Below are 7361 nucleotides of genomic sequence, written 5' to 3' on the forward strand. Positions count from 1 at the left end.
GGCCGAACTGCTGGCCGCCCGCCGGGACGGCGAACTGGCCACCGCGGCGGCCGTGAACTCCCCGCCCGCGGTCGTGCCGGCGCTGCGCGAGATCGCCGCCGAGCGGACCCGCCACGCCGAAGCCCTGGTCGAGGAACTCGCCAGGGCGGCCGGCAAACCGACCCCCACCGAGACCGGGACGACGACCGCCGCACCGTCGGTCCAGCCCGGCCCGCCGCCGACCGTCCGTGATGTCGGCGAGGCGCTGAAGCGCTCCGCCGAGAGCGCCGCCAAGCTGGTCCCGACCCTCTCCGGCTACCGGGCCGGCCTGATGGGCTCGATCGCCGCGGCCTGCACCGCCTCGTTCACGGTGGCTCTGCCGGCCGCCGCGGCGTCTCCCGCACCGTCTTCCGGACCGTCTCCCGGACCCGACGGCGCGGTGAGCCACCTGCCCGGGGGCCCGGGCGGTCGCCCGCCCGGCCCGGGACCGTCGATCAACCCCCCCGGCCCGCCACCGGCGAGCACCGTGGGTCCGGCCGAGAGGAAACCGCGGTGAGCTCACCCACCCCGTCGCCGTCGGCGCCTTCCCCGACGGAGCCGTCGCCGGACCCCGACCGGCCCGAAGACTCCGGACCGGCGGCGCTGTTCGACGCGGTGGCCGCCGAACACGCCGCGATCTACGGGTACGGGCTGGTCTCCCCGCACGTCATGCCCGAAGACAACAAACTGGTGTCCCGGGCGGTGGCCGAGCATCGCGACCGGCGCGAGGCCGCGGTGGCGCTGCTGACCGGGCAGTCGGTGAAAGTGCCGCTGCCGGCGGCGGGGTATCGGCTGCCGATCGTGGTGAACTCCCCGGCCGACGCCGCCAGACTGGCGGTCGGTATGGAAAGAGACTGCGCGGTGGCCTGGCGGGCCGTCCTGGAGCAAACCGAGTCCGAACAGGACCGCGCGTTCGCCGGCACGGCGCTGACCCAGTGCGCGGTGGCGGCGGCGCGCTGGCGGCTGGTACAGGGCGCCTGGCCGGTGACCGAGCCGTTCCCGGGCGGCAGCGAGTAGCCCCGGCCCGGGGACAGGCTCGACTCAGCCGGCTGCCAGCGCGGCGGCGATCGCCTCGTCGGCGCCGTCGACCGGGATCTCGCGGGCCTGGCCGCCGAACCGGCTGCGCAGTTCGACCCTGCCCTCGGCCCAGCCCCGGCCGACCACGACGATCCACGGCACACCGAGCAGTTCGGCGTCCTTGAACTTCACCCCGGGCGAGGCGGTTCGGTCGTCCAGCAGCACCTCCAGCCCGCGGGTGTCCAGCTGCGCGGCCAGCGCCTGGGCGCCGGCTCGGGCGTCGGGATCCTTGTTGGCGATCACCACGTGGACGTCGAACGGTGACACCGAGGCCGGCCAGCGCAGGCCGAGCTCGTCGTGATGCTGCTCGGCGATCACCGCCACCAGGCGCGACACGCCGATGCCGTAGGAGCCCATGGTCAACCGCACCGGCTTGCCGTCCTCGCCGAGCACGTCGACGGAGAAGGCGTCGGTGTACTTGCGACCGAGCTGGAAGATATGGCCGATCTCGATGCCGCGGGCGCTCACCAGCGGCCCGGCGCCGTCCGGGGAGGGATCGCCGTCGCGAACCTCGGCGGCCTCGATGGTGCCGTCGGGGTTGAAGTCGCGGCCGGCCACCAGCCCGACGACGTGCCTGCCGGTTTCGTCGGCGCCGGTGATCCAGGTGGTTCCCGCAACGACGCGGGGATCGACTAGGTAGCGAACCCGGTTGTCCGACAACGCCTTCGGGCCGATGTAACCCTTCTTCAGGAAAGGATTCCCGGCGAAGTCGGCCTCGTCGAGCATGGCGTACTCGGCCGGGTCCAGGGCCGCACCGAGGCGCTTGTCGTCGATCTCCCGGTCGCCCGGTACGCCGATGGCCAGCAGTTCCCAGTCCCCGCCCGGGGCGCGGACCTTGCACAGGACGTTCTTGAGGGTGTCCGCGGGCGTGACCTCGCGGCCGGCGAACTGGGGCAGTCCGGCCCGGTTGGCCCACTCCACCAGGGAGGCGATGGTCGGGGTGTCGCCGGTGTCGTGCACCACCGGTTCCGGCAGACCGTCGACGGAACGGGGTTCGGGAACCGCCGTGGCGACCGCCTCGACGTTCGCCGCGTAGCCGGACTCCAGGCACCGCACGAAGGTGTCCTCGCCGATCGGGCTCTCGGCCAGGAACTCCTCGGAGGCACTGCCGCCCATCGCCCCGGACACCGCCGAGACGACCACGTAGCGAATCCCCATGCGGGAGAAGATCTTCCGGTAGGCCTCCCGGTGTGCGAGATAGACCTGCCGGAGGCCGTCGTCGGAGACGTCGAAGGAGTAGGAGTCCTTCATGATGAACTCGCGGCCGCGCAGGATGCCCGCCCGCGGCCGCGCCTCGTCGCGGTATTTGGTCTGGATCTGGAACAGCAGCACCGGGAAATCCTTGTAGGAGCTGTACTCCCCCTTGACCGTCAGGGTGAACAGTTCCTCGTGGGTCGGCCCCAGCAGGTAGTCGTTCATCCGGCGATCCTTGAGGCGGAACACCCCGTCGCCGTATTCGGTCCAGCGGTTGGTCGTCTCGTACGGGGCGCGCGGCAGCAGCGCGGGAAAGAGGATCTCCTGCCCGCCGATGGCCACCATCTCCTCGCGGACGATGGCCTCGATCCTGCGCAGCACCCGCAGGCCCAGCGGCAGCCAGCTGTACAGACCGGGCCCGATCTGGCGGATGTATCCGGCCCTGATCAGCAGCTTGTGGCTGGGGACCTCGGCGTCGGCCGGGTCGTCGCGCAGGGTGCGCAGGAACAGCTCTGACATGCGGGTGATCACAGCGGGCAAGCTTAGGCCATCGGGACCTGTTCCCCGAGATCCTGCACCGGGGCCGACGGAGTCCGCGACCGCCGGCGGCGATCAAGCCCGAATCCGGCTCCACCGCAACCGCTTCCGCCCGGGCCCGTGGCGCCCTCGGCGATCAGAGCTCTCCCGCCTCGACGGCCTCTCGGGTGTGTTGGGCCGCGGCGATCTGCTTGGCGGAGTAGCCGATGAACAGCGCCGCGGCGCCGACCAGCACCGCGACGGCGGCGATCCACAGCAGCGAGTAGGTGTAGCCGTGGTCGAGGGCGTCGAGTTGGGCGGGGGTCATGTCGGCGACCGGGCCCATGGTGCCGCCCAGGTAGAGCGTGCGGGAAATCTGCACGGCCTGGATGATCACCAGCACCAGCGGCCCGCCGAGGTTCTGCGCCATCAGGGTGATCGCGCTGATCGGGCCGATCTCCCGCGGACCCACATTGGCCAGCGCGCACAGAGGCAGCACCACCGAGATGACGCCGATGCCGAACCCGCCGACCAGGATGGGCAGCAGCAGATCCGGGAAATACGGGATCGTGCGGGTCAGTGTGGAGCCGAACAGCATCGCGCCCAGCACGAAGGCGCCGCCCCCGATGATGAGCCAGCGCGGCGCGACGTACGGCGCCAGTTGTGCCGTCACCACATTGCCCAGTCCCAATGCCAGGGCGAACGGGATGAAGCCGATGCCCGCGTGCAGCGCCGAGTAGCCCAGCACGTCCTGGACGTAGAGGCCGATCATCACGGTCAGCGTGAGCAGCACCCCGCCGGCCAGGAACAGCGAGACGAACGTCGCCACCCGGTTGCGGTCCCGGAACAGCCACAGCGGGACCAGGGGGTGGTCGGCCTTGCGTTCGACCAGGAAGAAGGCGATCCCGAGCAGGGCCGCCACGATGCCGGCGCCGATGACCCAGGGGTCCGCCCAGCCCCGCGGCGGCCCCTGGGTGAACACCAGCACCGCGGCGGTGCAGCCCAGGGTTGCCAGCAGCGCGCCGGTCACGTCGAGTTTGAGGCGCTCGTGGCGGGTCTCCTCCAGTCGGGTGAGGGCGATCCAGATGATCAGGACACCGATCGGGAAGTTGATCAGGAAGGCCAGCCGCCAGGAGATGACGGTCAGCGCCCCGCCGACGACCAGGCCCAGGACAGAGCCCAGGCCCTGCATGGCGGCCGACATGGCCATGGCCTGGTTACGGGCCCGGCCGGGGGCGTAGGTGGTGGCGATCAGAGCCAGGCCGGTCGGCGCGGCCACCGCCGCGCCCATGCCCTGGACCGCCCGGGCCGCGATCAGCAGCGGCCCGTCGGTGGCCAGGCCGCAGGCCATCGAGGCGATGGTGAACACGCCGACCCCGGAGATGAAGGCCCGTTTGTGGCCGATCGCGTCGCCCACCCGGCCGCCCAGCAGCAGCAGACCCCCGAAGGTCAGCACGTAGGCGGTGATCACCCAGCTCTTGGCCGCGTCGGACAGATCCAGGTCGGCCTGCATCCGCGGCAGCGCGACGATGACGATGGTGCCGTCCAGCGTCGACATCAGCTGCATGCCGGTGATCGCGACGATCGCGATCCCCAGCACACTGGAGGCGAGTGCCCGGGCCGGCGGTTCGGGAACGCTCGCGCCGGCCATGGCTAGTCACCCTACCCAGCCCGATGGGCCGGTGCGTCATCGAGCTAAAGCTCTCCGGCGTCGATCGCTTCCTTGACTTCCTGGGCGTGAGCGACCTGCTGGGCGCTGTAGCCGATGAACAACGCCGCCGCGCCGACGACTACCGCCACCCCGGCCACCCACAGCAGCCCGTAGGTGTAGCCCTGGTCCAGGGCGTGCAACTGGGCGGGGTCCATCCGCTTGACCGGGCCGGTGGTTCCGCCCAGGTAGAGGGTGCGGGAGGTGATCACGGCCTGGATGACGGCCAGCACGACCGGCCCGCCCAGGTTCTGCAGCATCAGGGCGATGGCCGAGACGGGGCCGATCTGGTCTTGGCCGACCCCGGCGATGGCCGAGACGGTCAGCGGCACCACGATCATGCCGATCCCGAAGCCGCCGACCACGATGGGGATCACCAGGTTCGGGAAGTACGGGATACCGGCGTCGAGGGTGGACCCGTAGATCATCGCGGCGAGCACCAGGACACCGCCGGCGAGGACGAGGATCCGGGGCGCGAAGAAGTTAACCAGTTGCGAGGAGGCGCCCAGGCCGACGCCGAGGGCGATCACGAACGGGATGAAGCCGATCCCGGCGCGCAGGGCGCTGTAGCCCAGGATGTCCTGCACGTACAGGCCGATCAGCACGGTGAGGGTGAACATCACCCCACCGGCCAGGAAGATCGCGCTGAACGTGGCCAGCCGGTTGCGGTCGCGGAACAGGCTGAAGGGCACCACCGGGTTGACCGCGGTGCGCTCCACGACGACGAAGGCGCCGAACGCGACGACGGCGACCAGTCCGGCGACCAGCGAGGGCCACGACAGCCAGCCGTTCTCCGGGGCCTGGGCGAAGCCGAACACCGCGGCGGTGCAGGCCGCGGTCGCCAGCAGAGCGCCCGCCGCGTCGAGCTTGAGCGGCTCGCGGTGCGTCTCGCGGAGGGTGGTGCGGGCCAGGTAGATCACCAGGATGCCGATCGGCAGGTTGACCAGGAACGCCAGCCGCCAGGACACCTCGGTGAGCGCACCGCCGACGACCAGGCCCATCACCGAGCCGATGCCCGTCATGGCCGCGAAGACCGCGGTGGCGGCGTTGCGGGCGGGCCCCTTGGGGAACGTGGTGGCAACCAGCGCCAGGCCGGTCGGCGAGGCGATCGCCGCACCGACGCCCTGCAGCAGTCGTGCGACGACCAGAGTCGTCTGGTCCCAGGCGACTCCGCACAGCACCGAGGCGATGGTGAACAGCGCCACGCCGACGACGAAGGTGCGCTTGCGGCCGATGGTGTCGCCGAGGCGGCCACCCAGCAGCATCAGGCCGCCGAAAGTCAGGACGTAGGCGGTGATCACCCAGCTGCGGCCGGCGTCGGAGAGGCCGAGCTCGTCTTGAATCCTGGGCAGCGCCACGATGGCGACCGTGCTGTCCATGGTGGCCAGCAGCTGCATACCGCCGATGGCGACCACCGCGGCGATGAAACGCGCCGGTAGCCAGGCCGGGGTCCGGCGGCGGGCGGCGGGTGACCCGCCGTCGTTGGTTGCGGGCAGCCGGGCCGGGCCGTTGGCGTACCGAACGCCGGGGCCGCGGGTCGCCCGTTTGAACGGGGCCGTGCGCTCAGCATCGTCGAGAGCCGTCATAGCCGACTACCCTACCCCGAAATTAAGAGAACTTTAAAGTCTCGATAGCGTCTCGAATCCGGCCACCGGACCGATCACGATGATCGCGGGCGGTCGAATCCCCTCTTCCCGGATGCATTCGGGCACGTCGGCGAGGGTGGCGCGGACGATCCGCTCCGCCGAGGTGGTGCCGTGCTGGACCACCAGCACCGGCGTCTGCGCAGGCCGGCCGCCGTCGACCAGGACCGCGGCGAACAACTCGATGCGCTCGACGGCCATCAGCAGCACCAGAGTCCCGGTGAGCTTGGCCAGGGCGTCCCAGTTCACCAGCGACTCCGGGTCGTCCGGCGCGAGATGCCCGCTGACCACGACGAACTCGTGGTTGACGGCGCGGTGGGTCACCGGCACCCCGGCCAGGGCCGGCACGGCGATGGCACTGGTCACGCCGGGCACGACTGTGACCGGGATCCCAGCCTCGGCGCAGGCGACGACTTCCTCATACCCGCGGGCGAAGACGAAGGGATCGCCGCCCTTGAGCCGGACCACGAACCGGCCGGCCCGGGCCCGCTCGATCAGGACGGAGTTGATGGCCTCCTGCGCCATCGCCCGGCCGTAGGGGATCTTGGCCGCGTCGATGACCTCCACATGCGGGGGCAGTTCGGCCAGCAGTTCCGGCGGCGCCAGACGGTCGGCCACCACCACGTCGGCGTGCGCGAGCAGTCGCCGGCCCCGCACCGTGATCAGTTCGGGGTCGCCGGGCCCGCCGCCGACCAGGGCGACCCCGCCGGGCACCACGTCGGAGGCGGTGCTGGCCACGATGTCCGGGACGATGCGGCCCTGCTGGAACGCCTCCCGGATGGCCGAACGCACCGCAGCCGAGCGGCGGTGCTCACCACTGGCCAGCACCCCGACCAGCAGGCCCTCGTAGTCGAAGGAGGCCGGTGTGACGGCCGTGCCCTCGCGGCCGGCGTCGGCGCGCACGCAGAAGACTCGGCGCCGTTCGGCTTCGGCGACCACTTCGGCGTTGACGCCCGGGTTGTCGGTCGCCGCGATGGCGTACCAGGCGCCGTCGAGATCGCCGTCGCGGTAGGGCCGCAGTTCCAGGGTGATGCCGGGGGTCTGCTCGGCGAGTGCCTCCACGGCGGGGGTGGCGGCCACCGTCACGACGTGGACCTGCGCGCCGTGGGCGATCAGGACCGGCACCCGACGCTGGGCCACCGTGCCGCCACCGACGACGACGACCTTCTTGCCGGCCAGTCGCAGGCCGACCAGATAGGCGTTCT

The 7361-nt window shown here is 71.5% G+C and carries 6 protein-coding genes; 2 read left to right on the top strand and 4 right to left on the bottom strand.

Translation table 11 applies throughout. The features are described from left to right. Positions 1-535, top strand: a 535-nt coding sequence (locus ADBZ5U_RS13240; protein ID WP_526810906.1) for a hypothetical protein, incomplete at its 5' end; no start/stop codon positions are given. Then, entirely contained in the window at positions 532-1035 is a 504-nt protein-coding gene (locus ADBZ5U_RS13245) for a ferritin-like domain-containing protein (RefSeq protein WP_526810908.1), read from the top strand. The genes ADBZ5U_RS13240 and ADBZ5U_RS13245, both read left to right, overlap by 4 nt. A gap of 24 nt (positions 1036-1059) precedes the next feature. On the opposite strand, the gene ADBZ5U_RS13250 is transcribed toward ADBZ5U_RS13245, so the two are convergent. The 4 genes from ADBZ5U_RS13250 to cobA all read right to left on the bottom strand — a co-directional run. Next, positions 1060-2820 carry a proline--tRNA ligase gene (locus ADBZ5U_RS13250; RefSeq protein ID WP_526810910.1) on the bottom strand — a complete coding sequence of 587 codons (1761 nt, stop codon included), beginning with the start codon at positions 2818-2820 and terminating at the stop codon, positions 1060-1062. Between the two features lie 142 nt (positions 2821-2962). After that, positions 2963-4456: an MFS transporter gene (locus tag ADBZ5U_RS13255; RefSeq protein ID WP_526810912.1), complete on the bottom strand. Its 1494-nt coding sequence runs from the start codon at positions 4454-4456 to the stop codon at positions 2963-2965. A gap of 44 nt (positions 4457-4500) precedes the next feature. After that, the gene (locus ADBZ5U_RS13260; protein WP_526810914.1) at positions 4501-6099 is read right to left on the bottom strand and encodes an MFS transporter; all 1599 of its coding nucleotides are present in this window, start codon (positions 6097-6099) and stop codon (positions 4501-4503) included. 33 nt (positions 6100-6132) lie between these two features. Then, the coding region (gene cobA, locus ADBZ5U_RS13265; RefSeq protein WP_526810916.1) for a uroporphyrinogen-III C-methyltransferase at positions 6133-7361 on the bottom strand (1229 nt) is incomplete at its 5' end.

The sequence above is a fragment of the Mycobacterium sp. genome (assembly GCF_040398885.1).
GTDB lineage: Bacteria > Actinomycetota > Actinomycetes > Mycobacteriales > Mycobacteriaceae > Mycobacterium.

Coding starts and splice junctions, on each gene's coding strand:
- ADBZ5U_RS13260 (WP_526810914.1), bottom strand. CDS start 6,099: ATGACGGCTCTCGACGATGCTGAGCGCACGGCCCCGTTCAAACGGGCG.
- ADBZ5U_RS13255 (WP_526810912.1), bottom strand. CDS start 4,456: ATGGCCGGCGCGAGCGTTCCCGAACCGCCGGCCCGGGCACTCGCCTCC.